Genomic DNA, 19,680 nt, shown 5'->3' with positions numbered 1-19,680 from the left:
TGAAGGTCATACTTGCATTGCTTGCCTGTTGCAAGTCTTTGGCATGCATCATGCGGTTAAGATCTGTTGCACCGCATTGCGATCATATACAGGATTTAGACGTAAAAATTGCATCGTTTGGCGACGCAAAGATTGACAGAAACGCGAAGTCATGGCTTATCGCGCAGCAGAAATTATGTACGCCCGGTCGGGAATTTGGCAAAATCCACCCTTCCGAAAGTACGGTTCTCCGGGCGAATTTCAGCCCGTTATCTTATCGTCCAAAGGAGTGTGGCACGCTATGGCGCGCAACGGTTTCGACGCAATTGATCGCAAAATTCTTCGTGAAATTCAGGAAGACGGTCGAATCTCCATGGTCGAACTGGCTGACAAGGTCGGCCTGTCCGTTTCCCCCTGCCTGCGGCGTCTGCGCAAGCTCGAGGAAAGTGGCGTCATCCGCAAATATGTCGCCCTGCTGGACCCGGCCCATCTTCGCCTCGGTGTGAATGTCTTCGTCACCGTATCGCTGACCCAGCATGACGAACCGTCGCTGCGCCGCTTTGAAACGGCCGTGCAGGAACACCCGGAAATCGTTGATTGCTATGCCATGGTCGGCAATCAGGATTATATGATGCGCATCGTTGTGCCAGACCCGGCAGCCTATCAGCGCTTCCTGTCCGAAGTCATGATGAAGTTGCCCGGCGTCGCCAACATGAAATCAAGCTTTACGTTGCACGAAGTCAAAAACAGCACCACCCTGCCGGTTGCTGACGCTGACTAATATCGGATCAATGCCTGCCATCGCGATGTGACAGCGAAACAAGCCAATCTGCCACCGTCATCCCCGCGAAGGCGAGGACCTCTATCAGCAAGTGCCGAACCTGAAATAGCGCTCTACGCCACCGCCTGACGCTGCTTGGGAATGATCGTCGGGAACAGCACCGCCAGTGTCAGCCCGCGCAGCAGGAAGAAGCCGTTAAACGCAGCCCAAAGAAAATGGTTGCTGCCCATCACCACGGCCCACCAGGCAAAACCGGCATAGATCGCGACTGACAGCAACATCATGTTGCGCCAATGCTTGGTTTGCATCGCGCCCAGAAACACCCCGTCAAACTGAAAGCCCAAGACCCCGGTAATCGGCAATACCACCGCCCACATCAGATATTCATAGGATGCGCTGCGGACCTCGGGAATGCTGGTCAGGGCATCAATGATCCACGGTCCCGATGCGGCAAACAGGGCTGCCATCACCACGGCTGAAACAATCCCCCAAACGGTTGTCTTGCGCACCGCCCACAGGAACTGCTTGCGCTTTTCCGCGCCATAGGCCTGCCCGACAAGGGTTTCTGCCGCATGGGCAAAACCATCAAGGGCAAATGACCCAAACATCAGGAAGTTTTGCAAAACCGCATTGGCGGCAAGCGTCACCTCGCCAAACCGGGCGGAGAAACTGGTAAACAGTGCAAACGCTGATGTCAGCGCCATGGTGCGGATAAAGATATCGCCATTAATCTTCATCAGCCGGGCCATCTGCGCGCGATCAAAAAGACCAATCCCGCGCCAGGTCCCACCCAGTCTTTTCAGATGCGGCTGCATCAGGAACCAGCCCAACACCACACCCGAATAATCGGCAATCACCGTGGCACCAGCCACCCCGCGCACATCCCAACCGAACCCTTGCACAAACAGGATATCAAGGATGATGTTCAGCGAATTTAGGGCCACCTGAAAAATAAACACTGCCCGGCTGTCACGCATGGCCAGCAACCAGCCCAGCATGCAATATTGCATCAGCGTCGCAGGCGACGCCCAGATCCGGACATGGAAATAATCGCGTGCGGCGGCCTCGACCGCCGGTGTCGGCGCAATCAGGCTCATCGCCAGTTCAATGATCGGCCATTGCAACACCATCACCGCCAAACCGGCAACCACCGCAATCAGGGCCGCGCGGGCAAATACCGCACGCACGCCATTTGGATCGCGACGTCCATAGGCTTGTGCCGCAAGCCCCGTGGTGGCCATGCGCAAAAAGCCAAAGCTCCAGAACACGTAGGAAAAAATAAGCGCGCCAACCGCAACCGCCCCGATATAATGCGGGCTATCGAGATGTCCGACCACAGCCGTATCGACCGCGCCAAGCAACGGAACAGTCGCATTGGAAAGAATAATCGGCAGGGTCAGCGCCAGAACGCGTCGATCACCCTTGCCGAACCAGCGGCGCGTGCGGTTCATTTGGACCTCGGTCTATGGATCATGCTGTGGGGCATCCGGGCGAACCGGAAGAATTCTTGTGGCACAGATTACCAGGCGGCAAAAGGCACCTTTTAATGACCGGCTGTCCAAAAAATCCACATCGTTAACTTTTTGTCCCGCCTCATGCAGCTTGTGCGCGAATTGTCTTCGCAAATCGGACTCCGTAATCGGCTGCCTGCCACAGGACGTCCAAACATCAAAAACAGGGAAATCAAATAACTATTTGTTTTTATTTACTAAAATTAACTACAGAACATCTGTATCTTTTAAATTAGAAAAATCAAAAAATCTATACTGAGGAATAAGCACTCAAGACCAAAACTGCTGTTTTTGACATTTTACAGGATAATTTTCCCCAAACCTGCTTTTCCATCCACAAAGTTATCCACAGGCCATGACGGCTTGTGGGTTTCCTGTAATCACGGCAGTCCGGGAACCTTTGGTTTTGTGACAAAAAATGCTGGTGGTCAGTCGACTGCATTGCTAAGCAGGTGCAAAGGGAAATTCAGGAAAGCACGCATGAGCACCGACACATTGTTATCTGGTCCGGCCAAACCGGCTGCCTCGGGCACCACCAAAAGCGTTGTTATCTTTCTGCATGGCTATGGCGCGGATGGAAATGACCTGATCGGTTTGGCGCCGCATCTGGCACGCGCCCTGCCCGACACCACCTTTTATTCACCAAACGCGCCCTTCCCGTGCGAAATGTCGCCGTTCGGACGCCAGTGGTTCAGTCTGGCCGAATATGATCCAGAATTCCTGCGTCGTGCACCGGAAACCATGTCTGGCGCGCTTGCTGCCATGGCCGAAGGCGCACGCAAAAGTGCTGCCTATGTCGATGACTTCATCGATCACGTCATGGAAACCCATGGCGTGTCTGCGGATAAGGTCGCACTGGTCGGCTTTTCGCAAGGAACCATGATGTCCCTGCAAACTGCCCCCCGACGTGATCACGAAATTGCCGGCGTTGTCGGCTTTTCAGGTGCATTGCTGGGCGAACAGACGTTTGGTGCTGAAATCAAGTCCCGTCCGCCAATGGTGCTTGTCCATGGTACCGCCGATCCTGTCGTACCGATCGAGGCATCGCGTCTTGCCAAGGAAACGCTTGCTGCCAATGGCATTGAAGTCAGCCTTCATGAAAGGCCCGGTCTGCAACATGGCATTGACGAAGAAGGCCTTGGCATTGCCGCAGGATTTTTGACAAAGGTACTTGCCTGACCCCACGAGTTTGATCCGTCGCAAGACATTTAAAAAGGACATCTGCAATAATCGCAGATGTCCTTTTTTGATTCCTGACCGCCCCCTGTGCAACGCCGCTTGTCTGCGTCTGCGCAGGTCCGTGTTGCCGCACCGCAACAGTCACAACTTTTGATTAGTGAATTTCCTCAAAAGGGATAAATATTACTATACTTTTCGACAGGTAACTGTTTTAAAATATACGCGCATCAAGGGGTAAGGAAGGGTGCCATCCCCCTGACATCGCTGCTGAAATGGCAACATACACGGGTACAGATCACATGTTACAAAACATCAAGATCAGCAAGAAGGTTGCGAGCCTGACCTTGCTGTCACTGGTTGCACTGCTTGTAATCTCGGCGCTGGAACTTTTTGCATTGCGGGAAGCCTTGCTTGAGGACCGCAAGGACAAGGTTAAAGCCACAACCACAATGCTTGTGACCGCCGCGCAGTCCTATCAGGATCTGGTCGATAGCGGCGACCTCAGTCAGGAAGAAGCCGTAACCGAATTTTACCGGGTTGCTGCGGCATCCAAGTTCGACGATGGCACAGGTTACTTCTTTGCCTACGACAGCAAGGGCGTCAACATGATGCATGCGGCCAACCCCGCCCTTGTCGGCAAGGACCTAAGCAAGCTTCAGGACCCGAGTGGCTCCTTCATCATTCAGAACATGCTGGACGTCGCCAAGGCACCGGCGGGTGGGTACTTCACCTATCTGTGGCCAAAGCCAGGCCACCCCGAAGAAGACCTTTTTGAAAAACAGTCCTTTGCCGCGACCCTGCCCTGGGGCGACGTCATCGGCACCGGCATCTATATTGATGATGTCGATGCGGCTTTCTGGGAACAGGCGATTTTCGTTCTGGTCGTCATCGCGATTGTCATCGCGATCATGCTGGCCGTTTCCTTTGCAATTGGCCGCAACATCACAGTCGGACTAAGCAAGCTTTCAAGCCGCATGACCGAAATTGCCAGTGGCAAACTTGAAGGCGAGATCGAAGGTCAGGACCGCGGTGACGAAGTTGGGGACATGGCCCGCACTGTGGTTGCCTTCCGCCAGCAAGCGCTTGAAAACCAGAAGCTGCAAACCCGCCAGCAAGAGCTTGAGGCACAGGCCGACAAGCAACGCCGTCAGGACATCACCGATATGGCCGACAGCCTTGAATCGCGTGTCAAAGGCTTGATCCGTTCGATCTCGGGCTCGATCACCGAGATGAAAAAAGCCACGTCCTCGATGGAAGAAGCCAGCAACACCAACAGTTCTCTCTCTGCGGCTGTGGCATCTGCAACAACCCAGACCTCGACCAACGTTCAGACTGTGTCTGCCGCGACAGAGGAACTGACCGCATCCTCCGATGAGATCGCCCAACAGATCTCCCATTCCGCAGAAATCGCCAATCAGGCCAACGAACAGGCCACCCGCACGAATCAGACCGTTACTGGTTTGGCCGATGCCGCCCAGAAGATTGGCGATGTTGCCAAGCTGATCGGTGATATCGCCGAACAGACCAACCTGCTGGCCCTTAACGCCACCATCGAGGCCGCACGTGCCGGTGATGCCGGCAAAGGCTTTGCCGTGGTCGCAAGCGAGGTCAAGAACCTTGCCAACCAGACCGCCAAGGCGACCGAGGAAATCAACCAGCAGATCCTCTCGGTTCAGAATGAAACCGGCGAAGCGGTTGAGGCGATCCGTCTGATTTCCGAAACCATCGCACAGGTCGCCGATAGCTCGACCGCGATTGCGGCTGCCGTCGAAGAACAGCACGCCGCCATTGGCGAGATTTCGCGTAACGTTCAGCAGGCCGCAGACGGCACCAGCGAAGTCTCCCAACGGATCGAGACCGTCAACGAAAATGCCGGTCGCGTATCGTCTGGCACCAGCCAGTTGGCCCAGTCGGCCGAAAAACTGGTCGACGAAGCAAGGTCGCTTGATGAGGCGGTTGAACACTTCCTTGCCGATCTGCGCAAACGCGCAACCGACTGATCCGTATCGAAAGCAAAACCACCCGAAAGGCTAGGACATTTTGTCCTAGCCTTTTTTGATTGCTCAAAACCTTACAAACTGTACTCACTCAACACTTTTAAACTCATATGACACGCCCATCGGCACGTGCTATTTCGACGTTTGTCCACACACAAGACTACACTTTAGGATAATATCTATTGCATGCGATCTGAATCTACACCAATATATTCGTATATTTTGATCAACAGGCCGCGGCTGGCGGAGGAACCACATGCTTGGCAATCTAAAGATTGGTTACAAAATCGTCATCTTGTCTGTCATCGCGCTTGCGGGCGTCATCGTCGTTGGCGGGCTTCAGCTCTCCACCCTGCGCGATGCACTCCTTGAAGATCGCAAGGACAAGATCCGGTCCACCACCAACTACATCACTTCAATCGCGCAGTCCTATCAGGACAAGGTTGATGCTGGTCTTCTCAGTCAGGAAGATGCGATCAGCCAATTCTACGAGTTGGCCGGTGCTGGCAAATATGACGGCAAGATCGGATATTTCTTTGTCTTTGCGACCAACGGCATAACCGAAATGCACGGTGCCAATCCAGCACTTGTCGGCAAAAGCCTGAATGACGCGCAGGACTCCCAAGGCAATTATTTCATCCGCAATCTGATTGCGTCCGGTAACAAGGCAGGCGGTGGTTTCTCGTCCTACTACTGGCCCAAACCTGGTGAAGATGAAAAACTGACCTTCGAAAAACTGTCCTTTGCAGAACCCCTGCCATGGGGCTCAATCATCGGCACCGGCATCTATATTGATGACGTCGATGCGGCTTTCCGTGAACAGGCAACATTTGTTGTCATCATTGGCGGTGTCATTCTGTTGATCCTGACCCTTGCCGGGCTGGCCATTGGTCGCGATATTACCGGCGGACTTAAAACCCTTTCCGCCCGGATGCGGATTATCTCGTCAGGTGATCTCGAAGGCGAAATCGAAGGCCAGGGCCGCAAGGACGAAGTCGGCGACATGGCACGCACCGTGGTCTCCTTCCGCGAACAGGCGCTTGAAAACCGCAAGCTTCAGGAAAATCAGCGTGCGCTTGAAGAACAAGCCGAAGAAAATCAGCGTAAAGCCTTGATGGAAATGGCCGATTCTCTTGACGTCAAGGTCAAGGGTCTGATCAGTTCGATCTCCAGATCGATCAAGGACATGCAATCGGCCACCGATGAAATGCGCAGCGCGACCAACATGAACAGCGAACTGTCGGCTGCTGTTGCCTCGGCAACCACCCAGACATCAAGCAACGTTCAGACCGTCTCCGCCGCGACCGAGGAACTGTCTGCATCCTCCGATGAAATCGCCCAACAGATTGCAACCTCTGCAAACATCGCCAATCAGGCCAATGAACAGGCGACCCGCACCAACCAGACCGTTACCGGCCTGTCCGAGGCCGCCCAGCGGATCGGCGACGTCGCAAGTCTGATTGGTGACATTGCCGAACAAACCAACCTGCTGGCGCTGAACGCCACCATCGAGGCCGCCCGTGCGGGTGATGCAGGCAAGGGCTTTGCCGTTGTGGCAAGCGAGGTCAAAAACCTTGCCAATCAGACCGCCAAGGCGACCGAGGAAATCAACCAGCAGATTCTGGCCGTTCAGAACGAAACCACCGAGGCGGTTGATGCCATCCGTCTGATTTCCGAAACCATCGCCCAGGTCGCTGACAGCTCAACTGCGATTGCAGCCGCAGTCGAAGAACAGCACGCCGCCATCGGCGAGATTTCACGCAGCGTTCAGCAGGCAGCTGACGGCACGCGCGAAGTATCCGAACGCATCGAGACAGTTAACAGCAACGCCGGCAAAGTATCTTCGGGCACCAACCAGCTTGCCAGCACGGCCGAAAAACTGGTCTCCGAGGCGGTCGCCCTTGATGACGCTGTTGAGGCGTTCCTTGATAACTTGCGCAAAAGCGCAACCAACTAAACGTTAAGACCAAGTAATGCAGGACACGTGCAAAAAAAGTCGCCCCGGAACATCTCCGGGGCGACTTTCTTTTCGGATGGTCAGGCTTGTGCCGGTCTACGGGCGCATGGCCTCGATCTCGATTTTGATGGTCACAGCGTCACCAACCTGTGACGTGTCCTGCCATTGGCCCTGCCCGACACCAAAGTCCGTACGGTTAATCGTCACCGTCCCTTCGGCTTCGGCCTTGTTGCCTTCGATCTCAAGATCAAACGGCAAGATCACTTCGCGGGTGACATCACGGATCGTCAAATCAGCAACCGCTTCGTACTTGCCCGGTGCAATTTCGCTAAAGGACTTGGTGGCAAACTTCGCGGTCGGCCATTGTGCCGCATCAAACCAGTCTGGCGAGACGATCTGACTGTCACGGTCACCATTGCTGGTATTGACCGATGCAATATCAATCAGGACCTCGACCGACGACCCGGCAAGATCATCGGGTGAAAACACGATATCGGCTTCAAAGGATTCGAACTTACCTTCAAACGCCGCACCAAGCTGGGTGCCCGTAAATTCAATTTCGCTTTCGTTGGCGTCGACCACCCATTGGTCGGCGGCCAGTGCGGCCCCGGAAAAACCGGCGATGGTCGTGGCAATTGCCAATGCAGGCAGCATTTTGCGTTTCATCTGAAACATGTCAGTTTTCCTCGAGTTTGCCGGGCAACATACGCCGCAATGTCGCGTCGCGATCCCAAAAATGATGTTTGAGTGCCGCCAGAAAATGAACACCAACCAATCCGGCAACCGCCCATGACAACAACCAGTGCACGGTGCGCAAGGTTTCGAACAGTTCCTGATTGGGCGACACAAGATTGGGCAAGGTAAACAGGCCAAAGACGCTGACAGGGAAGTTCGCAGCCGACGACATGGTCCAGCCAGTCAACGGCATGGCAAACATCAACAAATACAACCCCAGATGACCGGCCTTTGCCGCCAGACGTTCGATCTGAAGTTTGCCAAGCTCATGCGGGCTCGTTTCACTCAACCGCCAGATAACCCGCAGGATCACCAATGCCAGTACCGTTATGCCAAGTGACTTGTGGCGCGATATCCATTGCAGCTTTTCCATCCCCAGCGGCAGGAAATCCATGTACCAGCCAATCGAAAAAACGCTGATGACAAGAAGCGCCATCACCCAGTGAAAGGTCTTGGTCACCGTGCCAAAGGCGTGCTTCGTATTGCGAATTGTCATAACCGGCTTTCCTTGCTGCCTGCCCATGTCTTGCCCGGGTCTGAAATGTGATGTGCGCCGCAGCAAATTTGCCACAGCGCACACCCGAAATCCAATAAAGCCGGATTACTTCTGCTTCAGGAATTCCGAAGAAATCTGAAGCGTTACTTCGTCACCAACGCCCGGCACGAGGAAATCCATGCCGTAATCGGTACGGGTCACAACACCATCTGCCGAGAAACCGACAACTTCGTCACCGGTCATCGGATGGGTGCCTTCACCGCTAAGGGTAACGTCAAGAACCAGCGGCTTGGTTTCGCCAAGAAGGGTCAGGTCGCCCGTGACGGTTGCCGCATTGTCACCAACCAGCTCAACCGAGGTGCTGGTAAAGGTCGCAGTCGGGAATTCTTCAACATTGAAGAAATCGGCGGATTTCATGTGGTTATCAAGCGCCTCGACACCACTGTCGATCTGGTTGAGATCAATCGTGATGGTGGCAGATGATGCCGACGGATCTTCGCGATCGAGGGTCAGCTCGCCGGTAACACCGTTAAAACGGCCCTGATAATCGGAGAAACCAAGGTGGTTCACGATGAACAGAACACTGGTGTGGGTCGGATCCAGTTTATAGGTGTCGGCCGCCTGGGCCGAGAAAGCCGCACCGGAAAGACCGGCAACGACTGCCAGCGTTGCGCCAGCTTTTTTAATCGAGTTAAACATTTTGAATTCCCTCATTTTCACAAGGTGCAAAGGCTCATTGCACCGCAATAAATCGTGAGGTGAGGATGACAGGCCTACCCGGCGCTCTCAAGCCAACGAAACCGCAACACATATTTTCTGTTTTGGAAACAATGGGAAAAAAACTTTCGCCATATTCTTGACAATATAGGCCCAATCCCGTCGAAACGGCTGGCCGCGATACCGTTGGTTTTTCGCCAATTCTGCAAAATTGCGCAGCGGCATCATAAAAAAAGCTGACCACATTTGCGGTCAGCTTGTTGCCAATCTGGATATGATCGGATTTATGGCTGCTCCGGGGCGGCCTGGCCTTGCGGGGCGGATTCGCCGCCGCTGGCATCGCCCTCGGCCGGATCAAGACATTCTTTCAGCCACACATCATAGACCGGATGTTCAAGGGCCGACAAACCGGGACTTGATGCGAACATCCAACCGGAAAACAGGTCTTTGCGGGGTGTCTTGCCATCTTCGCGAATGTCGGCAATATCAAGGAAAGTCGCACTTTCCGGGAGCTCTTCCGGGGGTGTTCGATAACACGCATCCACCCGGATTTCGAGTGTCCCGAAACGCGCAACCTGCCCTACTGGCACCTCAAAGGTCGAAATGCGGGCGGTAATTTTATCCAAGCCCTGCAACTGGGCAACCGGGGCCGGGCGATAATCAAGCGCCGAAGACGCCGTTCCGATCATTGCACATGTCGAACAAATCGCGGCAATCGCAAAGGATCGTTTCATTGTGGTCTTCAGTCCTGTTCGTCGCTTTTGTTATAGGGATTATGCAGTTCGGCAACCAGATCGCGCATCACATTACGGAACTGTTCTTCGTCACAGCCCATCAGAAGCGCATCTTCAAGCGCGTCCTGCATGATCTCGCGCAGTTCACCGAAATTGTCATTGAGAACCTTGATCTTTTCCACGCATGAAAGCGGCGAGCCATCGCTGGCCTGCCAGGTGGGAAAGTGATCAACATTTCCGGTCTTTTTCATCAACCGCTCCGACATTTGGGGCAAGGCAGGTTTCTGTACGAATTTGATCTGCACCTTGCTGCGTTCTCTGCGTCGCACCTTGCTGTGCAATCCCGGCAAAATCATGGCCGCTTGTCACCGGCCTCTGATCAATCAATTATCGCTGTTGGTCGAAGAATAGATAACCTGACCAATAAGATCTTCAAGGTTTACCGACCCTTGGGTGAACTCAATCTCGCCACCGGCCTCGATCATGTCGATATCCCCGCCCGGCTCAAGCGAAACAAATTTGCCCCCCAGCAACCCGTCAGACGCAATCTTGGCAGAACTGTCCGTCGGCAATGCGAGATCGGACCGCACCGACATCTTGACGACCGCCATATATGTATCGGGATCAAGTTCCTGGGCTGTCACCGTTCCGACGGTAACACCTGAAACACGGACGTCATTGCCAACAACAAGACCATCAATGCGATTGAAGCTGGCCATAATTTCATAGCCTTCCACCGTACTGATCCCGGCGCGTGAATAGGAATAGGCCGCAAAACCGACCGCAACAGCGATCACGGCAGCACCGGCAATGGTTTCAATCAGTCTGTTGCTCATCGACCTTATCCGTTCTGTATCTCTTTGAGACTTAGGGTCAGGACCCATCAATTTGGTTTGAATGGTTCACCGTATTTGTGCGGATACGCGGAGCAAAATCGCAGGAAGATTTATATCTTTCAAGATTTTACGACAAAGTAGCCCGTGCAAATACGATGAATCCGAAGGACAGACGTTATATGTGTAAACTCCGACGTCAAACCCCTTGGCCGGGACACAGCCCCGCCCTGCAGGTTCTTTCTTGGATTTCACAAATATAACGTCTGCCATTTAAATCAAATTGATGGGTCCTGACCCTATACTGTATTGCCCCGCCCCGAAAAACAACCACCCAAAAGACAACCGCCGCAAACGGGCCATCGGGAAACAGAATTCAGGCAAAACATATCCAAAACACAAACGGGCGCGAGTTGCCCCGCGCCCGCCTGTTAATCGGTATTCTTTCGGATCAATCAGCCTTCCGGCGACCAAGCCTGATAGTCACCGGTCGCCGGTGCACGCTTGCCACCACTATATTCATGGCCCTTCGGACGATAGGCATGCTTGGTGCCCGTTAGGTTCGCCTGGTGTTCTTTCTGCCAGTCATAACGGTCTTCGGCCTTTTCAGACAGCGGCGCATCAAGGGTGTAATGCAGCCAGGCATGCCATTCAGCCGGGACCTTCGATCCTTCGACGACACCTTTGTAAACAACCCAACGCTTGGTGCGACGACCCTTTGCCGGAGTTTTTTCGGTGTAATAGGTATTGCCGAAACGGTCTTCGCCAACGCGCTTGCCAAACAGCGCAGTATAAATACGGGTGCCGACGGTGGCCATGTTGGGTCTCTCTCCAGATCTGGTTTGTCCGCCTGCTTTACGCGATGGCGGCAAAAGGCAGTACAGCGTGTTTGGTGATACACCCTGTCAATCAAGTGACTTATATGTCGTGATGTTCGTGGAAAGTCAATGTTTCAGGGCCCCCGACCTCAACAATCCCAAGACAATTTATATCTGTTGGCAAACGGGCTCCTCGCCCTGCCCCACGCACGAATAAATCAGCGCCGGCATTTGATGGAAATTTCCATCTGAAAACAACCCACAACTGCTTGTAGGGCGACGACTCTTTGATCCATCTACATCAGGGGGCTTTGTCCACCTCCTTATCCACAATGCGCCCCATATATGTAGTAGGCCGCAAGGCTTGATACCCCTGCCTTTTCACACAGATCCGAAACAAGACTTTCATATAAATATCAAACTGTTATCATTGGTTTCCATGCTACGAAAAACCATGTGGCGCCTAGTTTTTCAGCTTGGCACTGGAAATGGAATGAAAACGGCGTTAGCTTGATCAAACGTTGGGTGGGTTTAACGCGTTCCCACACAATATGTAGTCCGAGTCTTAGGACCGACACACAATCGCGCTGCGAAACAAATCGCAGTTTTCCGGGCTTCCCGGACCGATTCAGAGATTGTTAACGAGAATCCCACCAGCATCGAATCAACAAGACAGCAATCGACCCACTACATGTTGTGGTAAAAATTACTGTCAACCACAAAGATTAGTGGACTGTGGCGAAATTTTGCCATTATAGTCTTTCCCACGGACCGGATGGTTCCAAGGGGGGGACCAAACCACCGAATACCCATATCTGCGGGCTCTGGAAATGCTGGAAAATATCGGCATCAGGGGCAGCGCAAGAGCATTGAGCAAACTATATAAAGTCAGGCGATGTTGGCGCATCACCAGATAGCGCCCTGTTACGTCTGATCAGAACCGGAGCAGACCATGCGGATTACCAGAAAATTCACTCAGGAAGGTGTCAGCCCTTACGCCGACATCGAATTTCGTAAGTTATCATCTGTCATCAAAAACCCGGATGGTTCCGTCGTTTTTGAGATGAATGACATCGACATGCCCGCCTCCTGGTCACAGGTCGCGAGTGACGTTCTGGCACAGAAATATTTCCGCAAGGCCGGTGTTCCGGTTGCCCTTAAACCGGTCAAGGAAAAGGACGTCCCGTCCTGGCTGTGGCGTCAGACCGCTGACACCGCCAAGCTTGACAAAATGCCGGCTGAAAAGCGCTACACCAGCGAAACCAGCTCGACCCAGGTCTTTGACCGTCTGGCAGGCACTTGGACCTATTGGGGCTGGAAAGGTGGCTATTTTGACGCCGAATCCGATGCGCAGGCTTTCTTTGATGAAATGCGCTATCAGCTCTCCCACCAGATGGGTGCGCCGAACTCGCCGCAGTGGTTCAACACTGGTCTGCACTGGGCGTACGGCATTGATGGCCCGGCACAGGGTCACTCCTATGTTGATTTCAAAACCGGCGAACTGACCAAATCGGCAAGCTCGTATGAGCATCCGCAGCCGCATGCCTGCTTCATTCAGTCCGTTGCCGATGATCTCGTCAACGAAGGCGGCATCATGGACCTGTGGTCACGTGAAGCCCGTCTGTTCAAATTCGGCTCCGGTACCGGTTCGAACTTCTCCAACGTACGTGGCGGCGGTGAAAGCTTGTCTGGCGGCGGTCGTTCTTCCGGCCTGATGAGCTTCCTTAAAATCGGTGACCGTGCTGCTGGCGCCATCAAATCGGGTGGCACCACCCGTCGTGCTGCCAAAATGGTTGTGGTTGATATCGACCACCCGGACATCGAAGAATATATTGATTGGAAAGTCGTCGAAGAGCAGAAAGTTGCGGCCCTCGTCGCCGGTTCCAAACTGGCTGAAAAGCACCTGACAGCTGTTCTTGCTGCGTGTACCAACTGGGACGGTGCTGCTGACTCCGAAGATCGCTTTGTACCGCGCGCCAACCCGCAGCTCAAAGAAGCTGTCTTGGCTGCCCGCGCTGTGATGATCCCGGATTCCTATATCAACAAGATCATCGAATTCGCCCGTCAGGGCTTCACCGAAATCAGCTTCAAGACCTATGACACTGACTGGGACTCCGAGGCATACCTGACCGTTTCGGGTCAGAACTCGAACAACTCTGTTCGTGTGTCGAACGACTTCCTTCAGGCTGTTCTTGATAACGGTGACTGGGAACTGATCCGCCGTACCGATGGCAAAGTTGCCAAAACCATCTCTGCCCGCGATTTGTGGGACAAGGTCGGTGAAGCTGCCTGGGCGTGCGCAGATCCGGGCATCCAGTACGACACCACGATCAACGAATGGCACACCTGCCCGAACTCGGGTCGCATCAATGCGTCCAACCCGTGCTCGGAATACATGTTCCTTGACGATACCGCATGTAACCTCGCATCGCTGAACCTGATGAACTTCCGTTCTGACGACGGCGGCGTGGATATCGAGGCCTATGAACATGCTGTCCGTCTGTGGACGGTTGTTCTCGAAATCTCGGTTCTGATGGCGCAGTTCCCGTCTGACCGTATTGCGGAACTCTCCTATCGTTACCGTACCCTTGGTCTTGGCTATGCCAACATTGGCGGCCTGCTTATGAGCATGGGCATCCCGTATGACAGCGATGAAGGCCGTGCGATTGGCGCGTCGCTCACCGCGATCATGTGTGGTGTTTCCTATGCAACCTCGGCTGAAATGGCCAGCGAACAGGGTGCGTTCCCGGGTTATGCCGACAACGCGGCTGAAATGCTGCGCGTCATGCGCAACCATCGCCGCGCTGCTTACGGCGAACAGGAAGGCTACGAAGGCCTGTCGATCAACCCGGTTCCGCTGGTTGCGGCTGACAGCCCCTATGCCGATCTTCCGGTTGCCGCCCGTGCTGCCTGGGACAAGGCGGTCGAGCTTGGCGAAAAGCATGGGTATCGTAACGCCCAGACCACCGTTATCGCGCCGACCGGCACGATCGGTCTGGTCATGGATTGCGATACCACCGGTATCGAGCCTGACTTCGCACTTGTGAAGTTCAAAAAGCTTGCTGGTGGCGGTTACTTCAAAATCATCAACCGTACCGTTCCGGTTGCGCTTGCAACGCTCGGCTATACCGAAAACCAGATCCGCGACATTGAAAAATACGCGGTTGGTCATGGCACCCTGGTTGGCTCGCCGTCCATCACCCATGATGACCTGAAAGCCAAGGGCTTTGACGACGACGCCATTGCCAAGGTTGAAGGTGCGCTGAAGAACGCATTTGATGTCAAATTCGTCTTCAACAAATACACCTTTGGCGATGATTTCTGCGTCAACCAGCTCGGTCTGGATGCCAAGGCAATCAACAGCATGGACTTTGACATGCTGGCCGCCCTTGGTTTCGACAAAAAACAGATTGAAGCAGCCAACACCTATGTTTGCGGCGCGATGACCCTTGAAGGTGCACCGCATCTGCGCGACGAAGACCTTGCTGTCTTTGATTGTGCAAACCCGTGCGGCCGTATCGGCAAGCGTTACCTCTCAGCAGAAAGCCACATCCGCATGATGGCCGCGGCACAGCCGTTCATCTCGGGTGCGATTTCCAAAACCATCAACATGCCGAGCAGCGCAAACATCCAGGATTGTAAAGACGCTTACATGCTGTCCTGGCGTCTGGGTCTTAAGGCCAATGCGCTCTATCGTGATGGCTCGAAACTCAGCCAGCCGCTGAACTCTGCTCTGGTTGAAGAAGACGATTACGCCGATCAGCCGACCGCTGCCAAGGCAGCCCAGGCGTCCGAGCAGATCGTTGAAAAAATCATCGAGCGCGTCATTCGTGGCGACCGTCGTTCCCTTCCGGGCCGCCGCAAAGGCTACACCCAGAAGGCGACCGTTGGTGGACACAAGGTATATCTCCGTACCGGTGAATACGAAGACGGCAAGCTTGGTGAAATCTTCATCGACATGCACAAGGAAGGCGCTGCATTCCGCTCGCTGATGAACAACTTCGCAATCGCGGTGTCCATCGGCCTGCAGTATGGCGTGCCGCTCGAAGAATATGTCGAAGCCTTCACCTTCACCCGCTTCGAGCCGTCCGGCATGGTTTCCGGTAACGATGCGATCAAGATGGCAACTTCCATCCTTGATTACATGTTCCGCGAACTGGCGATCTCCTATCTTGGCCGTAACGACCTCGCCCACGTTCAGCCGTCCGACATCCTGCCAGACGCCGTTGGCGAAGGTGTCAGCGAAGGTGACCTTGGTGAAGAAGCCAAGAAAACCGGCGATCAGGCGATTGAAACCATCCGCAAGGTGGCATCAAGCGGCTTCGTGCGTCGCAACCTCTATGTGGTTGATGGCGGTGTACAGACCGAAGAACGCGTCGTGGAAGTCAAATCCACCGGCACCGACGGTCATGGCCACAGCCACGAAACCACCGCAAGTGCGACCACCGCTGCACCGTCAGCACCGCAGAACAATGCGATCCTGACCACCAGCGAAGAAGTCATCGCCAAAACCGATGCCAAGATGGAACAGATCCGCGAAGCCCGCATGAAAGGCTATGAAGGTGACGGTTGCCCGGATTGCGGTAACTTCACTCTGGTGCGCAACGGCACCTGCCTGAAATGTGACTCTTGTGGCGCGACCACTGGTTGTTCCTAAGGGGTCTCCCCTTCCGAACATCTGATCTGATCAGCAAACCGGCCGGGGCTTCCCCGGCCGGTTTTGTTTTGGGATTTTGAAAAAAGGAATGCGTTATGGTCCTGTCCACGCTTGGAAAAGACACCGCCCTCATCGTCCTTGATGTGCAAAAGGCCATTGATGATCCGCGCTGGAATTCCAAAAACAATCCCGGCTATGCAGATGTGATTGCAAAGCTGTTGTCGGAATTTCGTGCAAGAAACCTGCCTGTCATTCACGTGCGCCACGAAGAAGCCAACCCGGCCTCAAGCTTCTATGTCAACGGTCCCGGACAACCGTTTAAAGACGAAGCATTGCCCATCGACGGCGAAACCGTGATTGCCAAACAGCAAAACTGTGCCTTTGTCGACACATCACTTGAAAAACATCTGCATGACCGCGGCATCAAACGCCTGATCTTTACCGGTGTGGTTATCCACAATTCCATGGATGTCACCATCCGCATGGCCCATTGCCGTGGCTTTGAAAACTGGCTGGTTCTGGATGGCACCACGGCGATTGATGTAACGGACGCCAACGGCAAGACCTTCCCGGCACAGGACGTGTTTGATCTTTATGCCGCTGTGCTGGCCTCTGAATATTGTTCGCTTACCCAGAGTTCTGATGTGATTTCCGCATTGTCCTGATCGAACGTGCCCCGTCGGGAACAAGCATCGGGATCGTGCGTTATCTTTTCTGTTCAATATGTTGGCGCCTGCCATGCCCCCTTGCACAGGACGGCGCCACCCAAAACAGATAAAGACAGGAGCAAACATCATGTCCCTTGGCCGTATTCTGGGCGTTGTCGCCCTTGTAGTCGGTGTTGCCCTTTTGGTGACGGGCTATAACGCATCCGAAAGTGCCGTCGATCAGCTTTCGGAAACTTTCCTTGGCCGCTATACCGACGAAACGGTCTGGTATCTGATTGGCGGTATTGCCAGCGTGATCGGTGGCTTGCTGTTGCTCATCATGGGTGGCAAACGATAAGACTTCCGCCACTGTCCACCGGCAAAGTCCCGTGGGCAGTGGCATCAATTCCCCGACTATCCTCCCTATGCTCCTCAGACCACCGCATTACGCCAGCGTATGCAGCCAGTTCTCGTAGCGCTTATCAACACCATCACCAGCATGGTGCGCATGCGGCCGATGTCCGGCCCTGATATCACCTGGCGTAACACCGTATTTCGCGCGGAACGCCCGGATAAACCCGGCATCGGTTTCATAGCCACATTCCAGCGCAATGTCATACATTGACCGCCGCCGTTCTTTGGGGTCGCCCAGCAGTTTCAGGGCATGGCGCAGCCGCATCTCACGCAGATAGTTTTTAACCCCGCCATGTTTTTCAAACAACTGATAAAGGCTTGATCGTGACAGGCCAAGGTCATTGGCGGCCTTGTCCGCGGTCAATTCCGCCGCGAACAGATTTTGCCGAAAATATCGCCGGATCATCACACCTTTTTCGATATCACGGCGCATTGCATCGGTGGAACGGGTCCCTCCGTCTGCGGCATTCAGGCAGGCCGACAGCATCATGACGATCGTTTTCTGCAACACCGATATTTCATGATCGGCAAGCTCGTTGATATAGCGATTAAGCGCCAGAATTTGCTGAAACAGGATGCTGACCAGCGGGTCACGCTCGGACAGGAAACGCAGATTGTGATCATCAGGATGGGTCAGATGATCCTCGACCAGATGCCGCGGCAAAAACAGATGCATCGACTTGAAGCCATCGCTGGTCTGCGCCTCAGTCCGCTGCGAAAGATCAAGCAGCAGCAACCCACCGGGTTGAAGAACATCTCCGCCAATGCCGATCTCGGATTTTACCCCGCCATCGGTGTAAAGCTGGATGTTGTAATGATCCATCCCGTCGGCGGCGATCATTTGCGATGTGCGTGAAAAGCTTTGTGAACAGCTGTGCGCCTCGATCATCAAAAGGTCGCGATGCCGCCATGAATTAAGGTTCGCCACAAAACCTGCCTCGCGGGTTTTGCGATCCATTTCGACACTGTAAATACAGTTGATGCTTTCTTTCCAGATCTCGAACTGTTTTGCGGTTGGCAGCTCGCCAAGCGAAAAACGCGACCTTTCAAGCAGCGCAGACTTGGGGTTTGTTTGATGCGTCATACCTTGACAGCCATATGTGGAAAACTCTTCCTGTTTTTACCCTGCGCCTATTTCTCCCGCTTTTCAATGGGCTTCTTATGCCAACGCATAGGGTCACCCTACTTTGCACCCCACCCAGAACTTCCCATTTTTGCGACGCGAACCCGCAGAAAATCTGGCCTCAAGGCCCCTATCAGTGTTTCGCTGAAACAAACAAAACCGGAAAATGGCAACAGACTGTTGACGAACGATGACTGGTCAAGGCCAGATGCGACACGCATATTCAATTCAAATGGTTGAATAGCCCGATGAGGTATTCCAATGACTGATCCATCAGCAAACACTGACAGCACTGCACAAAGCCTGGCGCCAATGTTTATTTCCCATGGCTCGCCAATGCTGGTGGCGCGTCAAAGCACCCCGGCTTTCCATTTCTTTGTCGATGAGCTTTCGAAACTGACCGATGGCGTGCGTGCCATTGTCATGATCTCGGCCCACTGGCAGACCGAACGCCCGACGATCTCGACCGCGCAACGCCAGGAAACCATTCATGACTTCTACGGTTTCCCGCAGCCGCTTTATCAGTTGCACTATGATGTGGCCGGTGACCCGGAACTGGCAAAACAAATAGCTGATCAAATCGGCAGTGAGACCGATGCCAAACGCGGCCTTGATCACGGGGCATGGATGCCAATGATCCTTGCCCGCCCGAATGCCGATATTCCGGTCTTTCAGCTTTCCATGCTCGGTCACGGTGGCCCGCGCGAACATTTCGAACTTGGCAAAAAGCTGCGTGGTCTGCGCGATCTGGGTGTTCTGGTCGTGGCGAGCGGCGCGATGACACACAATCTGCGTGCGCTTGATCGCAACGAAGGCCCGATTGACCCGTGGGCAAAGGAATTCACCAACTGGATGGTGGAAAAGATCAAGGCACGCGATATCGATGCCCTGCTTGATTACAGAAGCCTCGCCCCCCACGCCGCCATGGCCCATCCGGACGACGATCACCTGATGCCCTTCTATGTTGCGCTCGGTGCTGCATCGGATGATTTCGAACCCGATCTTCTCCATGACAGTTACGAGTTCGGCAACCTTGCCATGACAGCCCTTCGTTTTTATGACCAGGATGAGCTCAAAACTGCGGCCTGATCACGCTTTTTCG

Annotated in this window: 17 protein-coding genes; 8 read left to right on the top strand and 9 right to left on the bottom strand. The window is 54.0% G+C overall.

Annotation, left to right across the window (positions count from 1 at the left end):
* Window positions 1–280: 280 nt before the first annotated feature.
* Window positions 281–760: an Lrp/AsnC family transcriptional regulator gene (locus tag FHI25_RS09165; RefSeq protein WP_008891470.1), complete on the top strand. Its 480-nt coding sequence runs from the start codon at window positions 281–283 to the stop codon at window positions 758–760.
* Between the two features lie 113 nt (window positions 761–873).
* Here FHI25_RS09165 and FHI25_RS09160 read toward each other — a convergent pair whose 3' ends face one another.
* Window positions 874–2,211: an MATE family efflux transporter gene (locus FHI25_RS09160; protein WP_210517025.1), complete on the bottom strand. Its 1,338-nt coding sequence runs from the start codon at window positions 2,209–2,211 to the stop codon at window positions 874–876.
* A gap of 540 nt (window positions 2,212–2,751) precedes the next feature.
* Between FHI25_RS09160 and FHI25_RS09155 the strand changes: the two genes are divergently transcribed.
* The 3 genes from FHI25_RS09155 to FHI25_RS09145 all read left to right on the top strand — a co-directional run bounded on the left by FHI25_RS09155 (window position 2,752) and on the right by FHI25_RS09145 (window position 7,404).
* Window positions 2,752–3,450: an alpha/beta fold hydrolase gene (locus FHI25_RS09155; protein WP_210517023.1), complete on the top strand. Its 699-nt coding sequence runs from the start codon at window positions 2,752–2,754 to the stop codon at window positions 3,448–3,450.
* Window positions 3,451–3,749: 299 nt separating this feature from the next.
* Window positions 3,750–5,450: a cache domain-containing protein gene (locus FHI25_RS09150; RefSeq protein ID WP_064790433.1), complete on the top strand. Its 1,701-nt coding sequence runs from the start codon at window positions 3,750–3,752 to the stop codon at window positions 5,448–5,450.
* 253 nt (window positions 5,451–5,703) lie between these two features.
* A complete protein-coding gene (locus tag FHI25_RS09145) occupies window positions 5,704–7,404 on the top strand; it encodes a cache domain-containing protein (protein WP_210517021.1) in 1,701 nt (566 codons plus the stop codon).
* A gap of 96 nt (window positions 7,405–7,500) precedes the next feature.
* Here FHI25_RS09145 and FHI25_RS09140 read toward each other — a convergent pair whose 3' ends face one another.
* The 7 genes from FHI25_RS09140 to FHI25_RS09110 all read right to left on the bottom strand — a co-directional run bounded on the left by FHI25_RS09140 (window position 7,501) and on the right by FHI25_RS09110 (window position 11,737).
* A complete protein-coding gene (locus FHI25_RS09140) occupies window positions 7,501–8,079 on the bottom strand; it encodes a YceI family protein (RefSeq protein ID WP_210517019.1) in 579 nt (192 codons plus the stop codon).
* 1 nt (window position 8,080) lies between these two features.
* Window positions 8,081–8,635 (bottom strand): cytochrome b, encoded by a 555-nt coding sequence (locus tag FHI25_RS09135; protein WP_210517017.1) that lies wholly within the window; start codon window positions 8,633–8,635, stop codon window positions 8,081–8,083.
* Between the two features lie 105 nt (window positions 8,636–8,740).
* Window positions 8,741–9,334 carry a YceI family protein gene (locus FHI25_RS09130; RefSeq protein WP_210517015.1) on the bottom strand — a complete coding sequence of 198 codons (594 nt, stop codon included), beginning with the start codon at window positions 9,332–9,334 and terminating at the stop codon, window positions 8,741–8,743.
* 302 nt (window positions 9,335–9,636) lie between these two features.
* A complete protein-coding gene (locus FHI25_RS09125) occupies window positions 9,637–10,086 on the bottom strand; it encodes a DUF2155 domain-containing protein (RefSeq protein WP_064790408.1) in 450 nt (149 codons plus the stop codon).
* A gap of 8 nt (window positions 10,087–10,094) precedes the next feature.
* Window positions 10,095–10,337, bottom strand: coding sequence for a hypothetical protein (locus tag FHI25_RS09120; RefSeq protein ID WP_008891461.1), 243 nt, complete (start codon window positions 10,335–10,337; stop codon window positions 10,095–10,097).
* Window positions 10,338–10,469: 132 nt separating this feature from the next.
* Window positions 10,470–10,922: an outer membrane lipid asymmetry maintenance protein MlaD gene (gene mlaD, locus FHI25_RS09115; RefSeq protein ID WP_210517013.1), complete on the bottom strand. Its 453-nt coding sequence runs from the start codon at window positions 10,920–10,922 to the stop codon at window positions 10,470–10,472.
* 452 nt (window positions 10,923–11,374) lie between these two features.
* Window positions 11,375–11,737, bottom strand: coding sequence for an NADH:ubiquinone oxidoreductase subunit NDUFA12 (locus FHI25_RS09110; RefSeq protein WP_210517011.1), 363 nt, complete (start codon window positions 11,735–11,737; stop codon window positions 11,375–11,377).
* Between the two features lie 952 nt (window positions 11,738–12,689).
* On the opposite strand from FHI25_RS09110, the gene FHI25_RS09105 reads away from it, so the two are divergent.
* The 3 genes from FHI25_RS09105 (at window position 12,690) to FHI25_RS09095 (ending at window position 17,399) form a co-directional block, all read left to right on the top strand.
* Window positions 12,690–16,394: a vitamin B12-dependent ribonucleotide reductase gene (locus FHI25_RS09105; protein WP_210517009.1), complete on the top strand. Its 3,705-nt coding sequence runs from the start codon at window positions 12,690–12,692 to the stop codon at window positions 16,392–16,394.
* Between the two features lie 95 nt (window positions 16,395–16,489).
* Window positions 16,490–17,059: an isochorismatase family protein gene (locus tag FHI25_RS09100; protein WP_210517007.1), complete on the top strand. Its 570-nt coding sequence runs from the start codon at window positions 16,490–16,492 to the stop codon at window positions 17,057–17,059.
* A 130-nt stretch (window positions 17,060–17,189) separates the two neighbouring features.
* Window positions 17,190–17,399: a DUF3185 family protein gene (locus tag FHI25_RS09095; RefSeq protein ID WP_210517005.1), complete on the top strand. Its 210-nt coding sequence runs from the start codon at window positions 17,190–17,192 to the stop codon at window positions 17,397–17,399.
* 87 nt (window positions 17,400–17,486) lie between these two features.
* Here the strand turns inward: FHI25_RS09095 and FHI25_RS09090 are convergent, their stop codons facing one another.
* The gene (locus tag FHI25_RS09090; protein ID WP_210517003.1) at window positions 17,487–18,539 is read right to left on the bottom strand and encodes a helix-turn-helix domain-containing protein; all 1,053 of its coding nucleotides are present in this window, start codon (window positions 18,537–18,539) and stop codon (window positions 17,487–17,489) included.
* Window positions 18,540–18,839: 300 nt separating this feature from the next.
* Between FHI25_RS09090 and FHI25_RS09085 the strand changes: the two genes are divergently transcribed.
* Entirely contained in the window at window positions 18,840–19,667 is an 828-nt protein-coding gene (locus FHI25_RS09085; protein ID WP_210517001.1) for a class III extradiol ring-cleavage dioxygenase, read from the top strand.
* Window positions 19,668–19,680: the final 13 nt, after the last annotated feature.

This window comes from Thalassospira sp. ER-Se-21-Dark, from assembly GCF_017922435.1.
Taxonomy (GTDB): Bacteria; Pseudomonadota; Alphaproteobacteria; order Rhodospirillales; family Thalassospiraceae; genus Thalassospira.
The sequence above is the reverse complement of the archived record's forward strand: the minus strand, read 5'-3'. Positions and strand labels throughout refer to the sequence as shown.